The organism is Streptomyces sp. NBC_00704 (genome assembly GCF_036226605.1).
Lineage (GTDB): Bacteria > Actinomycetota > Actinomycetes > Streptomycetales > Streptomycetaceae > Streptomyces.
Window position 1 is genome coordinate 890,021 of record NZ_CP109000.1, and the last position, 21,908, is coordinate 911,928.

Sequence of the window (21,908 nt, forward strand, 5' to 3'; positions counted from 1 at the left end):
CCACCCCGTGATCGGCCCGCTCGTGACCACGGACGCGATCACCTCCACCGTCCTGGCCGGAACCAACGCGATCTGGATTGTGTTCCTGGTCCGCCAACTCCACTGGTCACCGCAGGTGTTCGCCCTCGTCCTGAGCATCGGGGCGAGCGGAGGGTTCCTCGCCTCGCTGACCACACCCCGCCTCACGGATCGCTACGGAGCGGGCCCCGTCATGATCAGCGCGCTGACCTTGGCCCCGGTCAGCCAACTGCCGCTCCTGCTGGCCCACCCGGGGGCCGCCGGACAGCTCGCCATCGGTTGCGGACTCTTCGCGCAGCTCTTCGGCGCGGTCACCCACGGACTGACCCAGCGCACCGTGCGCCAACACGCTTGCTCGCCCGACATGCAAGGCCGCATGCAAGCAACCGGCCAATGGACCGCGTTCGGGCTCCGCCCCTTCGCCGCCCTCCTCGCCGGCTACGCCGGCACCACCCTGGGCCTGCGCACCACCCTGGCCATCGGCGCATGCCTGCTCCTCCTGCCACCAATACGCCTCGCCCTCACACCAATACGCCTCGCCCTCACACCAATTCGCGCCCTGCGCCTCGCCCCTACCGCCTGACCAAGCCCACCCGGACCCGGGCCGCACACCACAAGGAGATACCCATGGAACGCGCACACATGGCCACCGCGGATGACGCCGCCGAGATAGCCCGCCTGCGCTCCGACCTCATCCTGTCCGAGCCTCTCGACGATCACTGGCTAGCCCCCTTGCGCCACGATGCTGGCCGAGCGGCTGGCGCCCGGCGGCGATGCCCGCGCCTACGTCATCGACGCCCCGACCAGCGGACTCGCATCCTGCTCGCTCGGCCTCATCCACCCTGTACTGCCCGCCCCGAACTACGCCAAGGGCCGCGCGGCACACATACACGCCGTCGCCACCGAACCGGCCTTCCAACGCCGCGGATGCGGCAAAGCCACCCTCGCCGCCCTCCTCGACCGATTGGAACGAGACGGCGTCACCCTCTGCGAGCTCTACGCCAGTGAAGGCTCCGCACCGCTGTATGCCGGCCTCGGCTTCGCGAGCAACCCCGCACTGATGCGCATGACCCACTTCCCAGCACCGTCCTCACCCGGGACATCCTGACCCGCTCCCCATCCGAGAGCACCTCCGGGCGCGCGACAGCATCGTGCCACCGCTATCCACCGTCCGACACACCCACTCCAGGGAGCAGCAGTTGAGCATCGTCCTGATGTCCGACCCCCGCGTCGCGGCCATCCCCGTCCAGGACTGCGGCGAAGACCTCGTCGATATCCGTGTATCCGGCGCATTCCTCGTCGATGAGCGCAAGCACGACCCGAACGGCCACTACGCGCACCTGCGCCAGGGGGCTCTCGACCGCCTCCAGCACGCCCAGCAGCTCTTGCCGTCAGGGCTCCGGCTGCTGATCGTCGAGGGCTACCGGCCCCCCACGCTCCAGCGCGCCTACTTCCAGGAGTACGCGACCGAGCTGCGTCACGCGAACCCGGGCTGGAGCGACAGTCTCATCCACGAGGCCGCGAGCCGCTACGTCTCTCCGCCGCAGATCGCGCCGCACAGTGCCGGAGCGGCTGTCGACCTCACCCTCGCCGATCAGGACGGCCAGGAAGTGGACATGGGCACGAGGATGAACGCCTCCCCGGAGGAGAGCGGCGGCGACTGCTACACCCACGCGGAACCGATCAACCCAAGGGCTCGCGCTCACCGCGAGACGCTCTGCCGCGCCATGTCGGAAGCCGGTTTCGTGAACTATCCGACGGAATGGTGGCACTTCAGCTACGGAGACCGGTACTGGGCGCTCCACTCCAGTCAGCAGACAGCCCTCTACGGCCCACGCGACCCCGCCTGAGCCGCAGGCGCCACGGTTGCCGGACAGTAACGATCCGGGAAGGAAGCCCGAGATGACGGGTGCCGTATTCACCGCCCCAGCCCAGCGCATCGACCACGAGCGCATGGTGCGCGCCCACGCCGCGGCGGCCCGCGCACTGAACGTCACGGCCTCCGGCTCCTTCGTGTGGGGCTGGCAGGGACGCACACTCAGCAGACGGGCCGACCGGTACTGGCTCCGCCTGCTCTGCTCGCCCCTGGAGAAGGAGGGCGGGCATCTGTGGGAGGGGACCGCGACCGCGCAGGCGGCACTGCCCCGCGGCGTCCCCCGCCCAGCCCTGCACCACGTGCTGGACTGGACAGCCGGCGAACACGCCTACCAGGCGGAACTCACCGAGTACGTTTCCACCCGGCCCTTGGAGGCCCGCGGCCCCGTGCTGACACGCGAGGTGGACCTTCCGGACGCGTGGTGGCGCGACCTCAAGAAGGCGCTCGCCCACACATCGACGACGCCCACCTCACGGATCTCCGTCCGGCAGGGATGGGTCGACAAGAGCTTCAGGCGGTTCCTCGGGATCCCACCGGTCCAGATCACCGCCACCCAGACCGGGCATGGCGACCTGCACTGGGCGAACATCACCGGGCCACCGCTGGTGCTCCTCGACTGGGAGGGCTGGGGGCGCATGCCGGCCGGCTTCGACGCTGGCCTCCTGCACGCCTACAGCCTCACCTGCCCTGCCACCGCGCGCCGGATCCGCCAGGAGTTCCACAGCACGCTGAACTCGCCCGAGGGCCGGGTCGGCGAACTCGTCGCCGTGGGCCAGCTCCTGCAAGTCGCGCACCGCGGCGGTCACCCGGAACTGGCTACTCCGCTCAGGCTCCATGCCGCATCACTCACCGGCGTGGCCGTTCCCCGGGCGTGAGCCGCCCAGAGTGCCGACTCCTTCGCTCGGTTCGAACCGCCTACCGACGCTGAAGGCGCAGTCACCTACAACGCTGACGCAGAGGTCATCCGCTCCATGGTGCGATGACACCCTCGACCGTCCCTCCGAGCAGGGGCGCCAGGTGCTCGGCCATCACGAGCAAGGTCCGGTCCGAATAGGCCGGTCCTACGAGCTGCACCCCGATCGGGAGGCCGTCGGCGCCGTGCGAAATAGGCATGACCAGGCTGGGCAGACCGACGTGGCTGGTGAGGTTGGCCCAGCCGGTCTGCTCGAAGAAGCTCCGTTCGACGCCGTCGACCGTGAGAGAACGGCTCCCGGCCGGGATTGCCGCAGTAGGAGCGGCGGGCGTGATGAGGACGTCGTACTGGCCGTCGGCGAAGAACCGGTGCCACGTCTGCTGGAGGCGGAGGCGCTCCTCGTTGGCGCGGAGCCAGGTGCGGTGTGTCTGCGTGCGGTGGCGGAGGATGGCGGCCCGTGGGCTCGCGTCGTCGGTGTGCAGGTCACGGGCGGCGGCGAGTTCGGCCGCTCCGGCGTCATCGTCGGTGGTGGCCGTCGTGGTGGCGTGGAGGAGCTGCTCGAAGAGGCGGAGGGACTCGGCGAAGCCGACCGGCCCCGCGGTGCGATGGACACTGACGCCGGCGGAGGCGAGTGTCCCTTCGAGGGCGGCGAGAGCGTCGGCCGTGTTGCGGTCGACGGGGCCGCTTGCGTCGTCGGCCCACACCGCCACACGGAGGTGGCCGAGCGGGCGCTGCGCCGTGGACAGCGTGACGCTCCAGGGGGTGTTCTCGTCGGGTGACGGTGTCGTCAGCGCGGCGAGGAGCAGGTCGAGGTCGCGGGGGTGGCGGGCCAGGGGGCCGGGGGTGACCATGTCGCTGCTGGTGATCCACCCCGGCGGTCGGGGGATGTGGCCGCGGGCTGGAACGAGTCCGTGGGTGGGGCGCAGGCCGTAGACGCCGCAGTAGTGAGCGGGGAGCCGCAGGGAGCCGGCGAGGTCGCTTCCAAGGTCGGCGGGGGTCAGGTATGCGGCGACTCCTGCGGCGGGGCCGCCGGAGGAGCCTCCGGTGGTGCGCTTAGGATCGTGCGGATTGAGCGTGGGGCCGAACAGGGCGTTGTCGGTGTGCAGGTCCTGGCAGTACGCCGGGGTGTTGGTCTTGCCCATGATGACGGCACCCTGGTAGCGGATCCGGGCGACCGCGTCGGCGTCGCGTGCGGGGACGTGGTCGGCGAGGTCTTCGGCGCCGCTGGTGGTGCGCAGGCCGACCGTCTCGAAGCTGTCCTTGATCGTGAGGGGAAGCCCGTCGAGGATGCCGGTGCTCTTGTTGCGGGCGCGGCGTTCGTCGGCCGCGTGCGCGGCGGCGCGGGACGCGCTGTCGTCGCGGGTGACGACGGCGTTGATCTGGCTGGCGTCTATCTGGGCGAGGTGGAGGTCGAGCAGTTCGCGGCTGGAGATCTCGCCGCGGTCCAGTGCCTGAAGCTGGACGTGGGCGGGCTGATGGGTGAGGTCGTTCGTCATGCGGAGACTCGCTCAAGGTGGGGGGCTCGTGCGGGCTGGCGGGGCAGGTGGCGCGCGACGTCGAGGAGAGCGTAGATGTCGTCCATGGGCCTGGTGGTCTGGCGTTCGGAGTCGGCGAACTCGGTGAGCTGGTCAGGCTCTGGGCGGGCGCCTGCGGCCCGGGCGGCGATTCCGGCGAGGATCTGGTCCGCCGTGACGGCCGCGGAAAGCTCCTGTCCGTGAAGCCCCCGGGCTCGGTGACGGGCTTCGCTGGCCTCGCGGACGGAGGCGTCGAGGTACCGGCGGATCACGAAGCGGCCGTCCCGGATCTCGACGGCTCGGCGGTAGAGCCGGATCGAAATGCGCCGGAAGCGGCGTCTCTGGGCCGGGTCAACCCTGTCGATCGGCAGCTCGATCTCCGGGGCCTCGCTGTAGAAGGCCAGCCACAGGGGGCGTAGGCCGTAGTAGCTGCGGTACTGCTTGATCCGGTACCGGACGCTCTGGGCCTGGTCGCTGATCGTGGGCACAAGCCAGCCGACCAGCGTGAGCATGGCGCCGACATCGCCGCAGGTCCAGGCGAAGCCCTCCCATTCCGCGAGGGAGGTATCGAAGGCACCGGCGATCACGTTGCCGATGCGGACGGCGCTGTATCCGAGGGTGACGGTCGCGCCGAGGGCGACGATGCGCAGGCCGACGCGGACGGACCCGCGAGTGCTGCGGCGGGCCAGGCGCCAGCAGGCGCGGGCGAGGAAGACTTCGCCGATGGTGTAGGCCGTGACGTACAGGGTGAGGTACGCGGCGTACCAGTCGTCGTGCGCGTAGTAGAGCGTGAAGTCGATCGGGTGCGGCGCGCTGGGCGTCAGCAGGGCGAACAGCACCAGTAGCCCGGCGATCACCGCGAAGCCTGCCCAGAGCCAGCGGCGACTGCGCCGGCGGGCTGCCTCAGGCGGGGATCCCCAGTAGGTGAGGACCACCTGCTGGCAGGCCAGGAGCGCGACCACGCAGCCCTGCGCGAGGGGCACGGAGATGTTGACCGTGCCAAGCACACGGTCGAGGTAGTTCCACATCGGCGTGATGGAGAACAGGAACGAGAGCCCTGACAGCAGGAAGACGGCGGCCAGCGCGGCCGAGGCGGGGTCACGGCGCCGGGTGGGCACGTCCCGCAGGAGGCAGAGGAAGCCGAGAGTCGCGACGACGAGGCTGATCGGGTGGAGCAGGTCCTTCACGGCCGGGCCTCCCGTCGGCGCAGCAGCGTGTGTGTGACCCGGTCCTGCACTTCATCCCCGGAGGACTCGTCGCTGCGCAGCCACCGGTCAATGATCTGACGCTGAAGCAGCGAGGCGAGCTGTTCGGTGTCCCGCTCCTCGTCCTCGTCGTACTTGGTGCGGCCCAGCATCATCTGCACGGTGGCTGAGCCGACGCTGGTGAAGACCGTTGAGGAGAGCGCGGACGCCGGGCGGTTCTCGTGATGGCCGAGCAGCAGATGGCTGAACTCGTGGGCGATGATGTGGTCTTGGTGCAGGACGCTGGTCCGTGGGTCGTAGAACACATGGACGGCACTCTCCGTGACGGCGCAGGCCCCGCACACCGAGGGCGCCTGCTCTCGGGGCACTAGCCTCGCGCTTTCATGAAGCGGGCTGTCCGGCAGGCGGTCAGGAAAGCAGAAAGTGCCTCTGACCAGCAAGAATGAGGATTGTCGAGGTCCTTGTTCCTGCCACCGCCGGAGGCACTTCCCAGGTGAAGCACTCTATCGGGTCCTATCCCCGTGTCCGCGTCCAGGACGACGGCCGCCAGGTCGTCTCCCAGGCCGGGACGGTCCTGCTCGTCGAAACGGCCCGCAAGTCCGGTCTTGACCAGGTCATATCGGCAGCTCTGGCGCCGTGGCGCAAGCCGCGGGCCGTCCACGATCCCGGTAAGGTCCTCCTGGATGTCGCCCTGGCGGTCGCACTGGGCGGGGACTGCCTCGCGGATGTCGCCATGCTGCGGGCCGAGCCGGCCGTCTTCGGTCCGGTTGCCTCCGACCCGACCGTCTCCCGCCTGATCGACACCCTCGCCGCCTCCGGCGAGAAAGCTTTGCAGGCGATCCGGTCCGCACGCTCCGAAGTCCGTGACCGTGTCTGGTCGTTGGCCGGTGAGAATGCCCCGGACACCAATGGTCAGGTCGTCGTCGATCTTGACGGCGTCCTCGTGATCGCGCACTCCGACAAGGAGGACGCGGCCGCGACCTGGAAGAAGACCTACGGCCACCATCCGCTGACAGCCTTCGTCGACCACGGCCCGGGCGGAACCGGCGAGCCGGTCGCGGCCCTCCTCAGGCCGGGGAACGCGGGCTCGAACACAGCAGCCGACCACATCACCACCGCCCAGCTCGCCCTGGCCCAGCTGCCCAAGCGCTACCGGCGAGGGCGGCAGACGCTGATCCGCACGGACTCCGCCGGCGGCACCCACGACTTCGTGTCCTGGCTCGCCAGGCGAGGACGATGGCTGTCCTACTCGGTCGGCATGACGGTCACCGAGGCGATCCACGAACACGTGCTGAAGGTCCCCGCCCCGGCCTGGACGGCGGCCGTCGAGACCAATGGTGAGGTCCGTGACGGGGCCTGGGTCGCCGAGCTCACCGGCAAGCTGCTGGACGGCTGGCCGGAGGGCATGCGACTGATCGTCCGAAAGGAACGACCCCACCCCGGAGCCCAGTTGAGGATCACGGACGCGGACGGCATGCGGATCACGTGCTTCGCCACCAACACCGCCGGCCGGCCGATCGCCGAACTCGAGCTCCGCCACCGGCTGCGGGCCCGGGCCGAGGACCGGATCCGGGCCGCCCGGGCCACCGGCCTGCGCAACCTGCCCCTGCACACCACAGCCCAGAACAAGGTCTGGCTCGAGATCGTCCAGATCGCCCTCGACCTGCTGGCCTGGATGCCCATGCTCGCACTCACCGGCAAGGCCAGGCTCTGGGAGCCCCGCCGCCTGCGGCTCCGCCTGTTCACCGCGGCCGGACAACTCGTCACCACCGGCCGCCAGCGGATCCTCCGCCTGGCCCGGCACTGGCCCTGGACCGGCCACATCACCGCCGCCCTCGAACGGCTCGCACTCCTGCCGAACCCCGGCTGACCAGCGGATTCACCCATCCCTACGACAGCCCTTCACTCCCCGGAGCAGTGGAACCCGGCGCCGCCCCGAGACGACACTCGGGCCCTCGGCCTGCCCACCCCCAACTCACGGCACGAAAACGGGCCACCGACTCCGTCGGCGGCCCGTCACGAAACTTCGAGGCTAGGACCACCGTTCTTCCCGTGCGGCGAGAGACCTCGTCGCTGAGATCGCGGATATTGGTGACGTGCGGGAGCTGCAGCTCGGCCAAGAGGTCGGGCCGGCGCAGCCTACGTGCGGACCACATTGCTTTTCCTTGATCACTTACTGAACTATGGCCGTTCTACACGCCAGTTGAGGGTGGCAGCCCCTCGGATTTTCGTACGCTCTCGACGATTCCCAGGACGGCATCCTTTCCGTCCGCCGAGACGTCGGATAGGCGAAGAAGAACGTTCTTGATCTTTGCGTCGCGAAGCAGTGCGAGCAACTCAAGCTCCTGCACTGTCTTTTCGGCGACGGCGTCATCGAACCAGTAAGCGGGATCCACACCGAAAAACCCTGCGAGCGCTTCGAGATGACGCTTCGTCGGGTTATCGCGCTGCCCGGTCCGCAAAAGCCACAGGTACTGCGCCGACAGCTTGCCCAGCCCACGCTTCTCCATGAGTTCGGCCACTTCAGCGTTGCTGAAGGGGCCGCGGTCGGGCGGGTGCACCGTGTCGAACAGGCGGTTAAGGCGATCCATGAGCCCCTTGGGGTTCACCTGACCTTCGGTCGACTCTTTCATGATCCTTTCCTGGGTGGACTTCGTCATCACTTCAGCCACCCTACCTCGCCATAAACATGAGTTGACGGCGTGATCCCGCGTATGGAAAGTTCTTCCTCACCAGCACGTTTCCGCGTGGCACGTACCGCCCGTTTCAGGTCGGCCTGTCCGTTTCTACCGGCAGGAGTACGCGGGGCGACGTGGCGCAAGCCACATTCGTCCAGCGACATACGTCGCGTCTGGCAGGCCGTATTTGATCTTCGATCGGAAAGCGCGGAGGCGACCGTGGAAACACCTCATCCACATCGCATTTCTGCTGCGGGGAATGCCAGACTCCTGCTCCAATTCGGACACAATGGCACGCTCTCGGCGTACGGGGCAACCGCCGCAACGGTGTGCTTCAACGCAAGGAAGCACCCCGGCAGGCCCTGTGCGGACAGCTGCGGCACCCGATCATTCGGTGACTCTCTGCAACCAGTACAGAGTTTAAGGACCAAGTCTGGATCTTGACGCGGGTCCGTGCGTATGTTCGTCGTCCCCGGGCAGCCCGCCTGCGGCGACGAACGTGAGGAGACCGCGAGCACGGACCGGACCGCGAAGGTCCGCAAACAGCGACGGCGCCCGGGAGCGGTAACTCACGGACGCCGAACGCTAAGCGGCATACCCGCCCCGGCAAGGGCGGCGATTGCCCACCATCACCACGCTGAGTCCTTCCGACGGGCGCACCAGCGTGGCAACACTGCAAATGGGAGTATCGCATGCCTCCTGCCCTGCGCAAAAGGCCCTTCCGCCTGGCCTGCGCGGCAGCCACCTCCACCTCGGCGCCTCAGCGCCCCGAGCCGGACCGCACCATCCTGGCCCCGGCGAGCCGCCTGACCCGCCCGCTCCTCGGGAGCGGCCGATGAGCAGCGAAGCCCGCGAGTGGGTGTGGGAGCACAGCTCCAGCCGAGGGGCCGCGCGCCTGGTCCTGTTGTCGATCGCCGACCGGGTGGCCGACGAGCAGTGCATCTCCTGGGCCTCGCTGTCCAGCCTGGCCAAGCGCACCCGCGCCTCGGTCTCCACGGTGCGCGAAGCCGTCGAGCGCCTGCTCCTGGCCGGCGAGCTGGAACAGCTCGACGACCTCGTCGGCCCGCAGCGCAGCACGGTCTACCGCATGCCTCTCGCCGCCGAAGCCGTCGCCCAGACCCAGTGCCAGCAGGAGGGCAGCGACATGGCGGTGGCAGAGGAGCCCGCCGGCCCCGCGAAGCTCCGGCTCTCGGCTCTGCGGCGGTACGGAATCCGCCCGCGTGAGGTGCCGGAATCCCCCGCGAGGGTCCGGAAACCGGCAGTACCGGAAACCGGCAGGTCGAGGCGGAATCCGGCACAGCGACGTACCGGCCACCGGCACGGCGATGTACCGGCTACCGGCACACAGAACCGTAGTGAACCTGATTTGAACCGGAGGTACAGCAGTAGTGGTGCTGCCGTCCTCTCGGCTGCCGAGTGGCAGGTCGACCCCGCCACCCACACCTGGGCCCGCCAGCAGGGACACCTCGACCGCCTCGGCGAGCAGGGTCTGCGAGCCGCCGACGCGAAGTGGCGTGCCCACCGGGCGGGCCACACCCCGAGGGCGGCGGAAGCCTGGGCTGCCGACTGGCGCTCCTGGGTCGCCCGGGAGCACGCCCCCAGCCGACCGAACCTCTACGCCGTGCCCGGCAAGAACACCGCCGCACCGGGGGGCATGACGCGGACGCAGGCCCACACCGCCGCCCTGCTGGCCGCCCTGGACGAGCCGACCGGAACGGAGGGCTGACCGTGGACCGCCGCGAAATCGCCGCTCTGCTGGCCTACATCGGCCGACTCGACCCCCGCACCATCCGCACCGACCAAGGCGAGGCGCGGGACCAGCTCGCCCAGTGGCACGAACTGCTCGGCGACGTGCCGATGGCCACCCCGCACGGCTGGGACGTCCGCGTTGCAGCCCGCCAGCACATCCGCACCTCGCCGTACCAGATCCTGCCCGCGGACCTGGCCCGTCCCTGGGAGAGCTACCGTCGCGACCGCCTGGCGAGGCACTCCGACCCGACACCGTCCGTCGACCCGGACGACCAGGCCGCCTGGACCGCCGAGCTGGCCGGCACCCGCCGCGCCGTCGCCGCCGGTACCGCCCAGCCCGCGCAGGCCCGAGCGATCACCAGCGGTCGCGACGGAGTCGACCCGAAGCTGGAGGCGCGGTTGCGGGAGATCGGCTCCTGCATACCTCCCGCCACCCGAGCGGCCCTCGCGCCCTACCGTCCCGCCCGCGCAGCCCGAGAGGCCGCTGTCGCGCAGGGGCAGCCCGACGCCCTGAGCGTGCGGTGCGAGTGGTGCCTGGCCCAGCCCGGCGAGCCGTGCCGTCGGCGGAGGATCGGTCCCGACAGCGGAGCTCGTGGAACCGCCCCGCGCGCGACCCCGCACCCCGGCCGCCTCGACCTCGCCGCCGCCCTGCAGGCCCAGCGCCCCGAGCAGGCCCAGCAGGCCGCCCTGACCTGACCGGCGTACCCGGCGCGTGCACCCCGTCCGCTGCACCGCCACCCGACGCCACCGTCCCGCACCGGCTGCGGCGCACGCGCCGCAGCCGGCACCCGACGCCGCACCCGCCGAGCACGCGCCCGTCGGTCGGCGCGGCAGCACATCGGAGACCCGCCTTGCGCCACATCACCACCCACGACGCCCCGGCCACGGGCCTGCGCGGCATCGGAGACACCAGCTGGCACACCCGCGGAGCGTGCCACGGCATGGACGTCGAGGACGCCGAAACCGTCTTTTTCCCCGGGCCTCGGGACCACGAGGAGATCGCGGAGGCGAAGGAGCTGTGCGGCTGGTGCCCCGTACGCCGCGAGTGCCTGGACTTCGCCCTGGAGAACGTCCTCAAGGAAGGCATCTGGGGCGGCCTGACCGAAGCCGAGCGGCGCCCGCTGCACGACAACCTGCACCAGCGCCTGGACTACCGGCGCGTGACCGCCTTCTTCCAGGGACGCGATGTGCACCTGACCGAGGCCGAGCGGCAGGTCGCCATCGACCACGCCTACGTCCGGGGCTGGCGGCCCGACCGGCTCGCCGCCGCCCTGCAGATCAGCCCCAAGCACGCCCGTGACCTGCTCCGGCAGGCCGCCAACAAGGTCTTCGACCGCGACCGCAACTACGGCGTGCCCCGCCCCAAGAAGAAGCGGAAGAAGGCCCCCAAGCCCCAGGGCACCCCCGCGCCCGCAGCTCCCGTCACTCAGCAGCCGACAGGCCGCCCGGCAGCGTCGAACCCGGCGCCCGCCCCTCTCGGAAAGGCAGCATGACCCACCCCGTCCTCGCCTTCGGTGCCACTTCGGACCTACCTCTCCTCCTGGCCGCCGTCGTGCCCGCCGCCCTCGCGCTCGTGCTGACCGCCTGGACCATCCGGCGCTGGGGATCTCGCTCGCAGAAGCGTCTCGGCGGCCCCGCGGTCAAGGTCGCCGCCGTCGCCGCCCTGGGCTGCACCGCGTACAGCGCCGACACCTCGTGGCGGTTCGCGGCCGACTACCTCGACATGGCCGGCACCGCCGAGCGAGCCGGCATGTTCGCCGCCGCCGAACTCGCCCTGTTCGCCACCGCGCTGATGGCCCGGCAGAACCTCGCCGTCCAGGGCGCCCCTGGACTGCCGGGCACGCTGGTCTGGGTGATCACCACGGTGCAGGTGATCCCCGCCTACGCCGAGAGCGGCCCCATCGGCGGTACCGTCCGGGCCTTCGTCGGACCTGTCATGGCGGCGATGCTGTGGCACCTGGCCATGGGCATCGAACTGCGGCTGCGCACCCCCGGCGCCGCCTCGAACGGACTGATCGCCGTCCTGGGCCGGGAGGCACGCGAGCGGCTGCTGTCCCGCCTGGGCATCGCCGCGCGAGACCGCGACGCCGCGCAGATCACCCGAGACCGGGCTACCGCCCGTGCGGTCACCCTCGCCGCCCGCCTCGCCGAGCGCACACCCGAGCAGCAGCGAAACCGTCGCGGCCGGCGGCTGACCCGACGCCTGTCGAAGGCGGTCGGCAGGGCCTCGGTCGGCACCGACCCCCTCCAGCGGGCACAGCTGCTCGACCAGCTCGCCGCCCGGCGACACGCGCTCGCGCTCGCCACGGTCCCGCTCCCTTCTCCCTGGTCCCCTGCGCACAGCAGCGCATCGGCGGCCACGGTCCCCGCACAGCCGACATCGAATATGCCGGTCCCCGTCCCCGGTTCCGACGAGCCGGTCCCGGACCGGGGACCGAGGACTCCTCGGGGACCGATCCCCGAGGAGGCAGACCCGGAAGCCAAGGTCGGCGCGGGGACCGAGGGCGACGAAACGGGAGCGACCGCGGGGACCAATTCCCCTGAAGACGGCGCGGTCCCGGGGACCGGTCCCGCCGATCCAGAAGCCGCAGCGCGGGACACAGCGGCCACGAGGACCGACCGCAACGCGCGAGAAGTAGCAGCTCAGGACCCAGATTTTCATTGGGGACCGAGCCTCGCGAAGTCGGGGACCGAGAGCACCGAGGACCGAGGACCGACCGCCACCGAGTCCGGGACCGAGACCACCCAGGACCGAGGACACAAGGTCCCACTCCGCCGGAAGCCGGCCAGGAAGTCCCGGACGAAGAACAAGGACAACCGTACCCGGTCCCGCTCTCCGCAGACGGAGCGCCCGGCACGCGAGCTGGGCGAGTCCGAGCGCCAGCTTGTCCACGAGGTACGCCCCCACGTTCCCGCCCTGCTCGAACGGGACGGCAACGGAGCGATCACCCGGGTGCAGCTGCGCGAAATCATCCGCCGCCAGGGCCTGACGGGTGTCGGGAACGACCGACTCGGCCTCGTCCTCCAGGAGCTGCGGAACGAGGACATCACGACGACGAGGAGCACCGCCCGATGAAGACCTGCCACCAGTTCGACACCGTCCGCGCGGAGTACGAGCGAGAGATCGGATTCATGCTCGCTCACTCCGAGCGGCACGCGGGCAGGCCGGCAGCGAAGTCCAGCGCGAAGCAAGCTGCCTCCGCGAAACAGCGGATGGCCCGCGCGCTCAACAGCCACGTCGGGCGCTGCCCCGAGTGCGGCTGAACCGGCAAAACCCCAGCTCAAAGCACGTATCCGCAAACGTGGCCCGGCTCCGTGCCGGGCCACCGTCCCGCTTAGGAGGTACGCCGTGATTCCGCGTCCCCCTCGTTCTTCCGAGCCCACCGTCACCGAGGCCGATGCCTGGGCGGACGTCCTGGTCCGCCAGCAACTCCTACACGCCGTCGTCCTCACGCCGACCGGGCAGTGGCTCGTCCAGGACCGGCCCGACGGACCGGTCGGCGTCCTTGCCGGCCCGGCCGATGTCCTCGCGCTGGCCGCAACCATCCAGCAGCGCACCCGCTCCACGAGGCCCGAATCCCGATGACGAACGCACGCAAGAACGGCACCGCCCCGGAACCTGATCCCGACTCCAACTCGGTCTCGGGGCGAGCAAGTTGGGGCGGAAGCGTAGCTTCCGCCAACCCCGCCCCCAAGTGGGACGGGGAGGACCTGCACCGGGGGGCGCAGGTCCAGGAGGCTTCGACCGAGGGCGGATCGAAGCCGGGACAGGAGAAGAGGCCGACCGAGAGCCGCAGCCACCGCGAGCGCGCTGTGCGCGCTCGTCAGCGTCCGCGTCAGCCTCGCGCCACGAAGCGCCTGCACCAGCCCAACACTCGTTTCAACGAAGAAGAGTTCGCGCTGATCAAGTCCGCCGCCGCCCGATGCAACCTGTCCGTCGCCGGGTTCCTCGCCCGCGCCGCGCTCGCCGCAGCCCGCGACCTCGACCGAACCAGCGCCGAGATAGCCGACGAACGCGAAGTGATCACAGCCCTGTTCGACAGCCGGCGTCGGCTCGGCTGGGCCGGCAGCAACCTCAACCAGGCCGTCAAGGCACTCAACTCCGGCGCGGACGCTCCCCAGCTCGATGCGGCCGTCGCCGCCGTACGGCGGGCCGCCGACACCGCGCATGCAGCCGCCACACGCCTGATCGAACGCCACGGCGCATGATCCCCAGCGTCAACAACCTCGGATCACGGACCTTCGGCCTCCTCAAGTACCTCTACGACACGGGCAAGTACGAGGACCACACCGACCCCCACCTCGTGGCCTCCTTCGACGGCATGGCCCCCGACCCCGGCCGCGACCCGAACGCCACCCTCGAAGACCTGCAGCAGCTCCTGGACCAGCCCGTGATGGCCCTGCCGAAGCATGCCCGCCCGGCCAAGCACGTCTGGCACACCTCCGTGCGCGCGACGGCGGACGACCGGATCCTGTCCGACGAGGAATGGGGTGAGATCGCCCGGCGGATCGTGGCCGCCACCGGCATCGACCCCGGCGACGGGCAGCCCGGCTGCCGCTGGGCCGCCGTACGCCACGCCGACGACCACATCCACATCGTCGCCACCCTGGTGTGCGAGGACGGCAGCCGCCCCGACGACTTCCGCTCCGGCAAACGCGCCCAGGCCGAGTGCCGCCTCATCGAGAAGGAACTCGGCCTCCACCAGGTCGCCTCCGGCGACGGCACCGCCGCCCAGCGGCCCACCAGCGCCGAACGCCACAAGGCCGAACGCCAGGGTCGCGAGCGCACCGCCCGCGAGGAGCTGCGCGAGACGGTACGGCGCGCGGTGTCCGGTGCGAGGAGTGACGAGGAGTTCTTCGACCGGCTCGCCGCCGCCGGTCTCCTGATCCGTAAGCGCGCCGCGCCCTCCGGAGACCTCCTCGGATACAAGGTCGCTCTGCCCGACGACCTGAACAAGGACGGCGAGCCGGTGTTCTACCCCGGCGCGCGCCTGGCCCCCGACCTGTCGCTGCCCCGGATCCGGGAGCGCTGGTCCGGCGGCACCGGGGCCGAGCCGACTCCACGGAAGGAGGACATGGTCCGTACGGGGCCCGGTGCACCGGCCTCCGCCCGCCGCGGGACGGCATCGGCCGCGTGGCAGGCCGTGCTCATCGTCGAGCACGGCGACGACGCGGTCGCCGCCGCCCACATCGCCGCCGCCGGCGAGGTCTTGGACGCGCTCGCGAAGACCTCCGCCGCACACACCCGCCGCGAACTGCGAGACGCCGCAACAGCGTTCGAGCGGGCCTCCCGCTCCCACGTGCGCGCCGTACGCGGGCACGACCGCGCGATGCGGCAGGCCGCCCGCGACCTCGTCCACGGCGGGCCCGCCCTCGGCCGTGGTGAGGACGGTGCCACCACCGCGATGGCGATCGACATGCTGTTCTTCCTCATCACCGCCGCCGCCCACTGGCACGCGAGAAAGGGCCATGCCCAGCAGGCCGAAGCCGCCGCCCAGGCGGCCGGGCATCTGCGCACCGCCTACCGGGCCGCCGCCGCTCAGCCGCTCGGCGTGCTCTACCAGCGGGGCCGACGTCTGAGCCGGCCGGTGCTCCAGCGGCGGACCGTGCTGCTGCGCGAAGCGCTGCCGGGGCTCGCGGAGCGGATCCTCGCCGAGCCCGGCTGGTACGCCCTGGCCGCGACCATCGCGGAAGCCGAAGCCGCCGGCCACGATCCCGCCGCTCTTCTGTCCGCTGCGGTCGGGCGTCGTGAACTCGGCACCGCGGAGTCGGTGAGCGACGTGCTGGTGTGGCGGATGCGGCGGACGGCCGATCTGCCCGCCGACGCCTCGCCCCTGTCCGAGAGCGGCGCCGCTGGGGTCCAGTCCGCAACGCGCAGGACGGCCACCCAGACTTCCGCGCCCGGCCGCCGCCGCAGCGGGGAGGAGACATCGGGCAAAGCCCGGTGAGCCCTGCCAGCCGGGGTGCAGCCTCAGCGCACGACCAGGAGCAGGCGTACCGCCACCGCCCCGCTCGCGACCCAGCATGGCCATACGCCACAGCGGACCCCGGCGGCGTTCAGGCCCGCGTTGTGGGTCACGGGCGCTGCGCACACTCAGGAGGAACGCAAGGGCGCAGGTGCGGCGACTCGAGCCAGTTGGCGACGCGAAGTTGGGCGGTCGAAGCCGACGTGGCGTGTTCGGGCACGCCGAGGGGACAGCACTCATCCGCTCGGAGACACGCGCCGTGCCCACTCGTCATCCGCGCCCCCAGGAGGCGGAAAACGCCTGATGACCTGCTCGAAGGCGACTGTGGACTTTGTGAATTGAAACCGCCAGGGGCGTACGGCACGATCATGAAGCGAGCAGGACGAGGCACAGGAGGACGCCAGGGTGTTTCAGCGAATACGCCGCCGGGCCAAGGAGCCCAGCGAGGAACAGCGACGGTTCTTCGAGCTGTCGGCGCGGCTGCAGAACGAGGTCCCGCCCGGGATCGGGGTGCCGCCGGCCGAGCCGGAACACATCGAGCCGACCGCGGTGGTGGACGACTTCCTTCCGCCGGAGTTGCGGGTACCCAGCCACGACCAGGTCGACGGCACCATGATGCCGTGGAAGCAGCCGCTCGTCCTCGACGGCGAGATGGTCGCCTGCGCCGAGTGCGGCGCGTACCGGGACTGGCTCATCCTCTCCACCCGCGACCAGATCTGGCTGCGGTGCCGGGTCGGCCACCAGCAGCAGGAAACCCGCCTCGACACCGCCTGGTTCAACCGGAACCGCGGACCGGCGGACGCGACGCACGCCACGTTCGAGGAATGCCTGCGCCACCTCGGGCACTGACCTCCACTCCTACGACCCCACCGGGCCCCCGGGCCCGCACTGACCACCCATCGTCCAGCACCAAGGGGTCAGTTCCGTCATGCGCGTTCGCGTCGCCACCACCGTCCTCGGCATCACCGCCGCCCTCCTCACCGTGTCCGCCTGCTCCACCGACACCACCGGCGCCAAGCACGCCACCGCCCGTACCGGGTCGCCGGCCGACACAACCCAGGCTGCTCCGCTGACGTCGGCCGCGCTGGAGACGCGCCTGCTCGACCAGCGCGACCTCGGCAGCGGCTACCTGCGCAATCCGGAGCGCCCCGCCCACCACGACGACGTCACCGTCATCGGCTGCCCAGCCCTGAGCGAACTGGGCGGCGACGCGGCCACCGGCGCCACGCTCACCTTCCCCCGCAAAGCGAAGACGGCCTTCACCTACGGCGGCAGCTCCTCGGAGTTCTCGGAGGAGCTGTACAGCGACGGCGCGACCAAGCTGTCCGACGGCATCGGCCGGATCTTCGACGCCATGACCGGATGCCCTACCTACCAGGTCGTCGCGGGCGGCACCCCGATCGACATCGCTTCGCAGAAGCTGCCCGCGCCCCACGGCCTCGGTGACGAGCAGTGGAGCCAGCTCCTGACGTTCTCCGCCGGAGGACGGAGCACCGTGGTCAAGCAGACCGCGATCCGCGACGGCAGCCTGCTGCTGATCGTCTCCGGCTCCCCGGCCCTCGTCGACCACCACCTCGACAAGGCCCTCACCAAGGCCACGGCAGCCAGCTGACAGGCCCCGACACCACTGCTGCCCCCGACCAGGACGGTCGCGGGCAGCAGTGCTGTGCTTGTTCCGCTTTGACGGACACCAGTGCGATGGTCAGGCTGCGGTTCCGTACATCCACCGGCGAACCACGGTGTAACCGTCAGGAAGCTCGTTCCCCGTCAACTCCCTATACCTCGCCTTGGCCTCTTCGCTGGCGTGCTGCCCGGGAGGGAGCCTTCGGAGGAAGGGGTCGCGGTCAGGGGCAGGCGAGGACTGGCGAGGCTGCTCCGTAGCTTCATCGTCGGAGGCCGGTTCGTAATCCGCGATGTCCTCGACCTCATGCCTTGTGGAGCCCTGCCTTGCGAGGTAAGCGACCACGGCCAGACTTACGCTCAGAGTCACGCCGCCCATGACGCGGATCTTCGGCTTGTGCTTCGCGTACCAGCTCTTCGACTTCTCGTCAGAGGGCGCGGGCTCGCCATCTGCGGGAGTGCGTTCACCAGGCGTGGAGTCGTCCATGTGCACACATCTATCGGACCCAGCCGCTACCTGTCAGGCAATCAACCGACATCACCCGATCCGCTTCAATACACCGAGCAGACCCCCGCTTCACCGCACTTCCCCGCCTTGGGGCCGGAGACGATCACCGGTGCCGGGCAGGCCCGACACCCTGTACTCGTCGCCCCGGTCGCCGTCCTCCGACTCGATGGCTCGCCCGAGCCCCGGAGGGAAATACCAGAAGCCCGGCCCCTGTTCGGGGACCGGGTTTCTTCCGTCTGGTTAGGTGCGCCGTCGATGGCTAGGCCGACGCCCGCAGCAGTCGCTCCCGGGTGGCCTCGGGCAGCACCCGGCGCAGGACCGGTGCGGTCGAGCTGAGGGAAGTGGCGAAAGCTGCCACGAGGTCGTGCGGGGCGCTGGCTCCGAAGGAGGCCGCCCACAGGCAGGGGGCGCCGAGCGCGGGCTCGGCCCATGCCTGCCATCCGACTGGTCCTGGCTCGTCGGCCTCGGTCGTCAGGGCGCGCGGGTCGGCGTCCTGGATGAGGGGCGGTACCTCGCCGAGGCTGATGTGCGAGGTGAACGTCGGGTCTGTCGCTGCCGCGTCGGGCTGGTCGATGTCGCGGAGCCAGCCGTGTGCGGCTACGGCGTCGAGGACCAGTTCGGGTCCGGCGAACGGCACGGCGGGCTGGTCTCGGGCGTCGAGCGCGACGAGGAAGTCGGCCACAGCCTCGCCTGGGACGTCGGTGGTGAAGTAGCACGACCACGACGCGAGCGGGCTGCTGGTGTCCGCGCGGGCGGAGATCTGCGAGGCGATCGGCAGGTCTCCCAGGTGGAACGGCTCGTCCGCCAGGCTCCACTGCGCCCATCGGAGGGTGTCGGAGCTGATGTGCAGAACGGTGCTGCGCAGGACCTGGCGGTCCTGGGGTTCCTCGTCCGGCTCATGACGTCCGCGGACAATCGTCAGGCTCGTCCAGCCCAGACCGGAGAGCGTGTCGGCAACGCCGTCGTAAAGGCACCCGTCGTCACCGGCCAGATGCCGGGGGCCGACCCAGAACGCGGGCTGGCCGCCGGGCGGAATGGACGGGTCGGGCGGGAAGTCGGGGTACAGGGGCGCCTCCAAGGGGTCGGTGCGGGTCTAGTTGCCGCCGGCACGGCGGCGGGGGCGGCGCGGGGGTGCCTGGACGGGGCCCTGCCAGGTCAGGGCGATGGCGACCTCGGGCGGCAGATGTCCGAGCTGTGCGTCCTCGTCCCGCCCCTCGGCGAGGTAGACGACGGTCCGGCCGGTCTCATCCACGGACTGCACGACCTGCGCCAGGCGGTGCGCCATCGGAAAGAAGGGGTTCATGGCCTGTCGGACCGGAGTATCCCGGTCGCAGGCGGACAGCAGGTCGATGAGATCACCGACGGTCATCTCCGGGGTCGTCACGAACAGCCTCCTGGGGTGAGCGGAAACAGTGAGCGGCGAAAAGGGCGGGGCCCGACATCTGACCGGCCGCCCGGGCGAGAATTACTCGTGGGCGCGCTGTCGTACACGACGTGAGGTCTCCAGCACACGCGCCACGGCGGCGGCGACGATGTCGGCCGGCGTCTCGATGTCGAACGACAGGTGGTAACCACGCACCTTGGCCGTGCCGGACACAGCGATCTTCCATCCCTCACCGTCCGTACCGGGACGGCCGAGCGGGAACCAGCCGAGGTAGAACCGGCCGTCCTTCGAGCTGACGTGCACGTCCGCACGGTCGTCCACAATCAGGTGGAAGTCCTCTGCGGAGAACTGGTCCATCACCAGCGTGGGCTGGCCGGGTCCGAGCTGCCACTCACGCAGCCGCAGGGCTTCAACGGTGGTAGCGAAACCGGAGCCCACGGGCGCTACGGTCACGGGCAATCACCTCTCTGACCTGGGGTTTTTTGCAAGGTCGTCTAGGTTGACATGCCCTCACGCACGTTGGCCAGTCATTCCGCGATCTTTCCTGTCTGCCCCCGGCGAACTGCTGTCCTTGGACAGCGAATCCAGTCGTCCGCCCCGCGCTGACCTGCGGCGACTAACTTGATTGACAAGGGCGTCGGTGAGGCCGTCCCCGCTCACCACCGCTATGACCTGCGACGACTACGTTGGATGGCAAGGAACTCCACGGACCTGGTTCGATGTCGGCGGACAACTGCTTCCCTTGTGGCTATGTTCACCGGTCGGCACGATCGAGGTTGAGGGGATAGCCGACCGCCGCGGGTGCCAGCGCCGACTGCGGCTGGCCCGCCCCGACGCTGGCGGGCATCCTCCATGCATGTCCACTTCACCCATGGAGCGCCCCGTCGTTTACGTCGACGAGTCCGCCAACTCGGGCCAGAACCTCCTCGACCCGCACCAACCTGTCTTCACGGTGGCCGGGGTTCACCTCCCTGACTACCTCGCCGCCTCCATCGTCGACGAGGTCCGTGGGCAGCTCCCGCGCAATCTGCGCGAGCCGAAGTACACGTCGTTGGCGGGTTCCAGCGGCGGACGGAAGGCGCTGATGAACGCCTTCGCGCGCCTGCCCGAGGGGAGCGTGCGGACGTACCTGGTCCACAAGCGATTCATGGTGATGACCAAGATGGTCGACGTCATCGTGGAACCCATGGCGCACCGGGACGGCTACAACCTGTACGAGGGGAAGGAAACCCTCGCCCTGGCGAACATGCTGCACCTGGCCGGCCCGGTCATGGGGGATGCGGACGCCTACGACCGGATGCTCCAGGCGTTCGTGAACTGGGTCCGGCAGAAGGCCACGACCGACGAGCTGTACGCGGCCATAGCCGCCCTCAAGACCTCCGTGCAAAGCCAGCAGTTCGCCGAGTACGTGGAGGTCCTGGAATACGGCCGGCCCGTCGCTGACGAGACCGCAGCGGAGATCGCATCCCAGGGGCATCGGGACGAGCTGGATCCGGCTATCCCAAGCTTGTACTGCCTCGCCACCACGTTCGGTCAGACCCTGGGCAAGTTCCGCCTGGTGCACGACGCATCGAAAGTAGTCGACCGCAACACCACCCGCCTGCACACCGTGCACTTCCTCCCCGATCCCGCGCGGCCGGGCGAGTTCATGAACCCCTTCATGGGCGGCATCGAGTTCGCGGACAGCAAGGACCACCCGCAGCTCCAGGTGGCGGACTGGGCTGCGGGCGCGACGCGCCAGTGGGCGCAGTGGATGGCAGGTGGCGGCGGGGACCAGTTCTCCCGCGGCCTGGAGCCGGTTGTCCGACCCTGGCTCATCGACGGCATATGGCCGGCTCCCGTGGAGGGCTCAGAGACATGATGGCGACGAGGGGTGCCTGCAGGATCTGAACAGGCTCCCCTGAAGTCGGAGTCGCCCTTGGACCACACCACCAGGAGGAACCAGTGTCATACCCGCAACTGCTCACCCCCGAGGAGAAGCTCGCCGACGCGAAGGAGCTGTTGAGCCTCCCGCGTATCGTCGCGATCTGCGGCTCCACCCGCTTCATGACCGAGATGAACGAGGCCGATCTGCGGGAGACCAAAGCCGGAAAGATTGTCGTCAAACCGGGCTGTGACATGAAGTCGCCGCACGAACTTTGGTCCGATCCTGTCGAGGCCGAGGCGCTGAAGGTTCGACTCGACGATCTGCACCGGGCGAAGATCCGGCTCGCTGATGAGGTGCTCGTAGTCGGCGACTACATCGGAGACAGCACCCGAGCCGAAATCGCCTACGCCCGGTCGCTGGGCAAGCCCGTGCGGTTCACGCACCCCGAAGTCAACTTTGACGCCTGACCGCCCGCTGCCACCTCGACCACCAGGGCCGGCAGCCCGCCGCCTGACCGTCTCGCGGTGACTTCGGCCGCCACCCACCCCACACCCTCCGCAGGCATCCCCTGGCACTGTGGCAGCGGCGGTGGGGGCCGGACCGTCACAGG

25 protein-coding genes are annotated in these 21,908 nt (G+C 70.1%); 17 read left to right on the forward strand and 8 right to left on the reverse strand.

Features of this window, described 5'->3' with window-relative positions:
• Positions 1 to 7 precede the first annotated feature (7 nt).
• From OG802_RS03765 to OG802_RS03780, 4 genes are all read left to right on the forward strand, one after another.
• Positions 8 to 601 carry a hypothetical protein gene (locus tag OG802_RS03765; protein ID WP_329407212.1) on the forward strand — a complete coding sequence of 198 codons (594 nt, stop codon included), beginning with the start codon at positions 8 to 10 and terminating at the stop codon, positions 599 to 601.
• 159 nt (positions 602 to 760) lie between these two features.
• Entirely contained in the window at positions 761 to 1,126 is a 366-nt protein-coding gene (locus tag OG802_RS03770; protein WP_329407214.1) for a GNAT family N-acetyltransferase, read from the forward strand.
• A gap of 106 nt (positions 1,127 to 1,232) precedes the next feature.
• Positions 1,233 to 1,868, forward strand: a complete 636-nt coding sequence (locus OG802_RS03775) for a M15 family metallopeptidase (RefSeq protein WP_329416926.1) — start codon at positions 1,233 to 1,235, stop codon at positions 1,866 to 1,868.
• Between the two features lie 52 nt (positions 1,869 to 1,920).
• Positions 1,921 to 2,769 carry a hypothetical protein gene (locus tag OG802_RS03780; RefSeq protein WP_329407216.1) on the forward strand — a complete coding sequence of 283 codons (849 nt, stop codon included), beginning with the start codon at positions 1,921 to 1,923 and terminating at the stop codon, positions 2,767 to 2,769.
• A gap of 85 nt (positions 2,770 to 2,854) precedes the next feature.
• Here OG802_RS03780 and OG802_RS03785 read toward each other — a convergent pair whose 3' ends face one another.
• Genes OG802_RS03785 through OG802_RS03795 form a run of 3 tightly spaced genes read right to left on the reverse strand, consistent with a single transcriptional unit; the run spans position 2,855 to position 5,831 of the window.
• The gene (locus OG802_RS03785) at positions 2,855 to 4,303 is read right to left on the reverse strand and encodes an amidase family protein (protein ID WP_329407218.1); all 1,449 of its coding nucleotides are present in this window, start codon (positions 4,301 to 4,303) and stop codon (positions 2,855 to 2,857) included.
• Positions 4,300 to 5,508 carry an MAB_1171c family putative transporter gene (locus tag OG802_RS03790; protein ID WP_329407219.1) on the reverse strand — a complete coding sequence of 403 codons (1,209 nt, stop codon included), beginning with the start codon at positions 5,506 to 5,508 and terminating at the stop codon, positions 4,300 to 4,302. Before OG802_RS03790 ends, OG802_RS03785 begins: the two co-directional genes overlap by 4 nt.
• Complete coding sequence (locus tag OG802_RS03795) at positions 5,505 to 5,831, reverse strand: secondary metabolite protein (protein ID WP_329407221.1); 327 nt, start codon at positions 5,829 to 5,831, stop codon at positions 5,505 to 5,507. The genes OG802_RS03790 and OG802_RS03795 overlap by 4 nt, the downstream gene beginning before the upstream one ends.
• Positions 5,832 to 6,019: 188 nt before the next feature.
• On the opposite strand from OG802_RS03795, the gene OG802_RS03800 reads away from it, so the two are divergent.
• Complete coding sequence (locus OG802_RS03800) at positions 6,020 to 7,396, forward strand: IS1380 family transposase (protein WP_329405949.1); 1,377 nt, start codon at positions 6,020 to 6,022, stop codon at positions 7,394 to 7,396.
• Positions 7,397 to 7,718: 322 nt separating this feature from the next.
• On the opposite strand, the gene OG802_RS03805 is transcribed toward OG802_RS03800, so the two are convergent.
• A complete protein-coding gene (locus OG802_RS03805) occupies positions 7,719 to 8,186 on the reverse strand; it encodes an XRE family transcriptional regulator (RefSeq protein WP_329407223.1) in 468 nt (155 codons plus the stop codon).
• Positions 8,187 to 9,039: 853 nt separating this feature from the next.
• On the opposite strand from OG802_RS03805, the gene OG802_RS03810 reads away from it, so the two are divergent.
• The 10 genes from OG802_RS03810 (at position 9,040) to OG802_RS03855 (ending at position 17,531) form a co-directional block, all read left to right on the forward strand.
• On the forward strand, positions 9,040 to 9,930 hold the full coding sequence (locus tag OG802_RS03810; protein ID WP_329407224.1) for a helix-turn-helix domain-containing protein: 891 nt from the start codon (positions 9,040 to 9,042) through the stop codon (positions 9,928 to 9,930).
• 2 nt (positions 9,931 to 9,932) lie between these two features.
• Positions 9,933 to 10,649 (forward strand): zinc finger domain-containing protein, encoded by a 717-nt coding sequence (locus OG802_RS03815; protein WP_329407225.1) that lies wholly within the window; start codon positions 9,933 to 9,935, stop codon positions 10,647 to 10,649.
• A gap of 155 nt (positions 10,650 to 10,804) precedes the next feature.
• Positions 10,805 to 11,446, forward strand: a complete 642-nt coding sequence (locus tag OG802_RS03820; RefSeq protein ID WP_329407227.1) for a WhiB family transcriptional regulator — start codon at positions 10,805 to 10,807, stop codon at positions 11,444 to 11,446.
• Positions 11,443 to 13,029 (forward strand): hypothetical protein, encoded by a 1,587-nt coding sequence (locus OG802_RS03825; protein WP_329407228.1) that lies wholly within the window; start codon positions 11,443 to 11,445, stop codon positions 13,027 to 13,029. Before OG802_RS03820 ends, OG802_RS03825 begins: the two co-directional genes overlap by 4 nt.
• The gene (locus OG802_RS03830; RefSeq protein WP_057608355.1) at positions 13,026 to 13,217 is read left to right on the forward strand and encodes a hypothetical protein; all 192 of its coding nucleotides are present in this window, start codon (positions 13,026 to 13,028) and stop codon (positions 13,215 to 13,217) included. Before OG802_RS03825 ends, OG802_RS03830 begins: the two co-directional genes overlap by 4 nt.
• An 85-nt stretch (positions 13,218 to 13,302) precedes the next feature.
• Positions 13,303 to 13,539, forward strand: coding sequence for a hypothetical protein (locus OG802_RS03835; RefSeq protein ID WP_266405268.1), 237 nt, complete (start codon positions 13,303 to 13,305; stop codon positions 13,537 to 13,539).
• Positions 13,536 to 14,162, forward strand: coding sequence for a plasmid mobilization protein (locus OG802_RS03840; RefSeq protein WP_329407230.1), 627 nt, complete (start codon positions 13,536 to 13,538; stop codon positions 14,160 to 14,162). The genes OG802_RS03835 and OG802_RS03840 overlap by 4 nt, the downstream gene beginning before the upstream one ends.
• Positions 14,159 to 15,901, forward strand: a complete 1,743-nt coding sequence (locus OG802_RS03845; RefSeq protein ID WP_329407231.1) for a relaxase/mobilization nuclease domain-containing protein — start codon at positions 14,159 to 14,161, stop codon at positions 15,899 to 15,901. The genes OG802_RS03840 and OG802_RS03845 overlap by 4 nt, the downstream gene beginning before the upstream one ends.
• A 423-nt stretch (positions 15,902 to 16,324) precedes the next feature.
• Entirely contained in the window at positions 16,325 to 16,768 is a 444-nt protein-coding gene (locus OG802_RS03850; protein ID WP_329407233.1) for a hypothetical protein, read from the forward strand.
• Positions 16,769 to 16,847: 79 nt separating this feature from the next.
• The gene (locus OG802_RS03855; protein ID WP_329407234.1) at positions 16,848 to 17,531 is read left to right on the forward strand and encodes a hypothetical protein; all 684 of its coding nucleotides are present in this window, start codon (positions 16,848 to 16,850) and stop codon (positions 17,529 to 17,531) included.
• 90 nt (positions 17,532 to 17,621) lie between these two features.
• On the opposite strand, the gene OG802_RS03860 is transcribed toward OG802_RS03855, so the two are convergent.
• The 4 genes from OG802_RS03860 to OG802_RS03875 all read right to left on the reverse strand — a co-directional run bounded on the left by OG802_RS03860 (position 17,622) and on the right by OG802_RS03875 (position 19,884).
• Positions 17,622 to 18,026, reverse strand: a complete 405-nt coding sequence (locus tag OG802_RS03860; RefSeq protein ID WP_061334554.1) for a hypothetical protein — start codon at positions 18,024 to 18,026, stop codon at positions 17,622 to 17,624.
• Between the two features lie 280 nt (positions 18,027 to 18,306).
• Positions 18,307 to 19,125 carry a DUF317 domain-containing protein gene (locus OG802_RS03865; RefSeq protein ID WP_329407238.1) on the reverse strand — a complete coding sequence of 273 codons (819 nt, stop codon included), beginning with the start codon at positions 19,123 to 19,125 and terminating at the stop codon, positions 18,307 to 18,309.
• A 15-nt stretch (positions 19,126 to 19,140) separates the two neighbouring features.
• Entirely contained in the window at positions 19,141 to 19,431 is a 291-nt protein-coding gene (locus tag OG802_RS03870; protein WP_061334550.1) for a hypothetical protein, read from the reverse strand.
• An 81-nt stretch (positions 19,432 to 19,512) separates the two neighbouring features.
• Positions 19,513 to 19,884, reverse strand: a complete 372-nt coding sequence (locus OG802_RS03875) for a DUF317 domain-containing protein (RefSeq protein WP_057608361.1) — start codon at positions 19,882 to 19,884, stop codon at positions 19,513 to 19,515.
• Between the two features lie 403 nt (positions 19,885 to 20,287).
• On the opposite strand from OG802_RS03875, the gene OG802_RS03880 reads away from it, so the two are divergent.
• The gene (locus tag OG802_RS03880; protein WP_329407240.1) at positions 20,288 to 21,292 is read left to right on the forward strand and encodes a DUF3800 domain-containing protein; all 1,005 of its coding nucleotides are present in this window, start codon (positions 20,288 to 20,290) and stop codon (positions 21,290 to 21,292) included.
• An 83-nt stretch (positions 21,293 to 21,375) separates the two neighbouring features.
• Complete coding sequence (locus tag OG802_RS03885) at positions 21,376 to 21,765, forward strand: hypothetical protein (protein WP_329407241.1); 390 nt, start codon at positions 21,376 to 21,378, stop codon at positions 21,763 to 21,765.
• Positions 21,766 to 21,908: the final 143 nt, after the last annotated feature.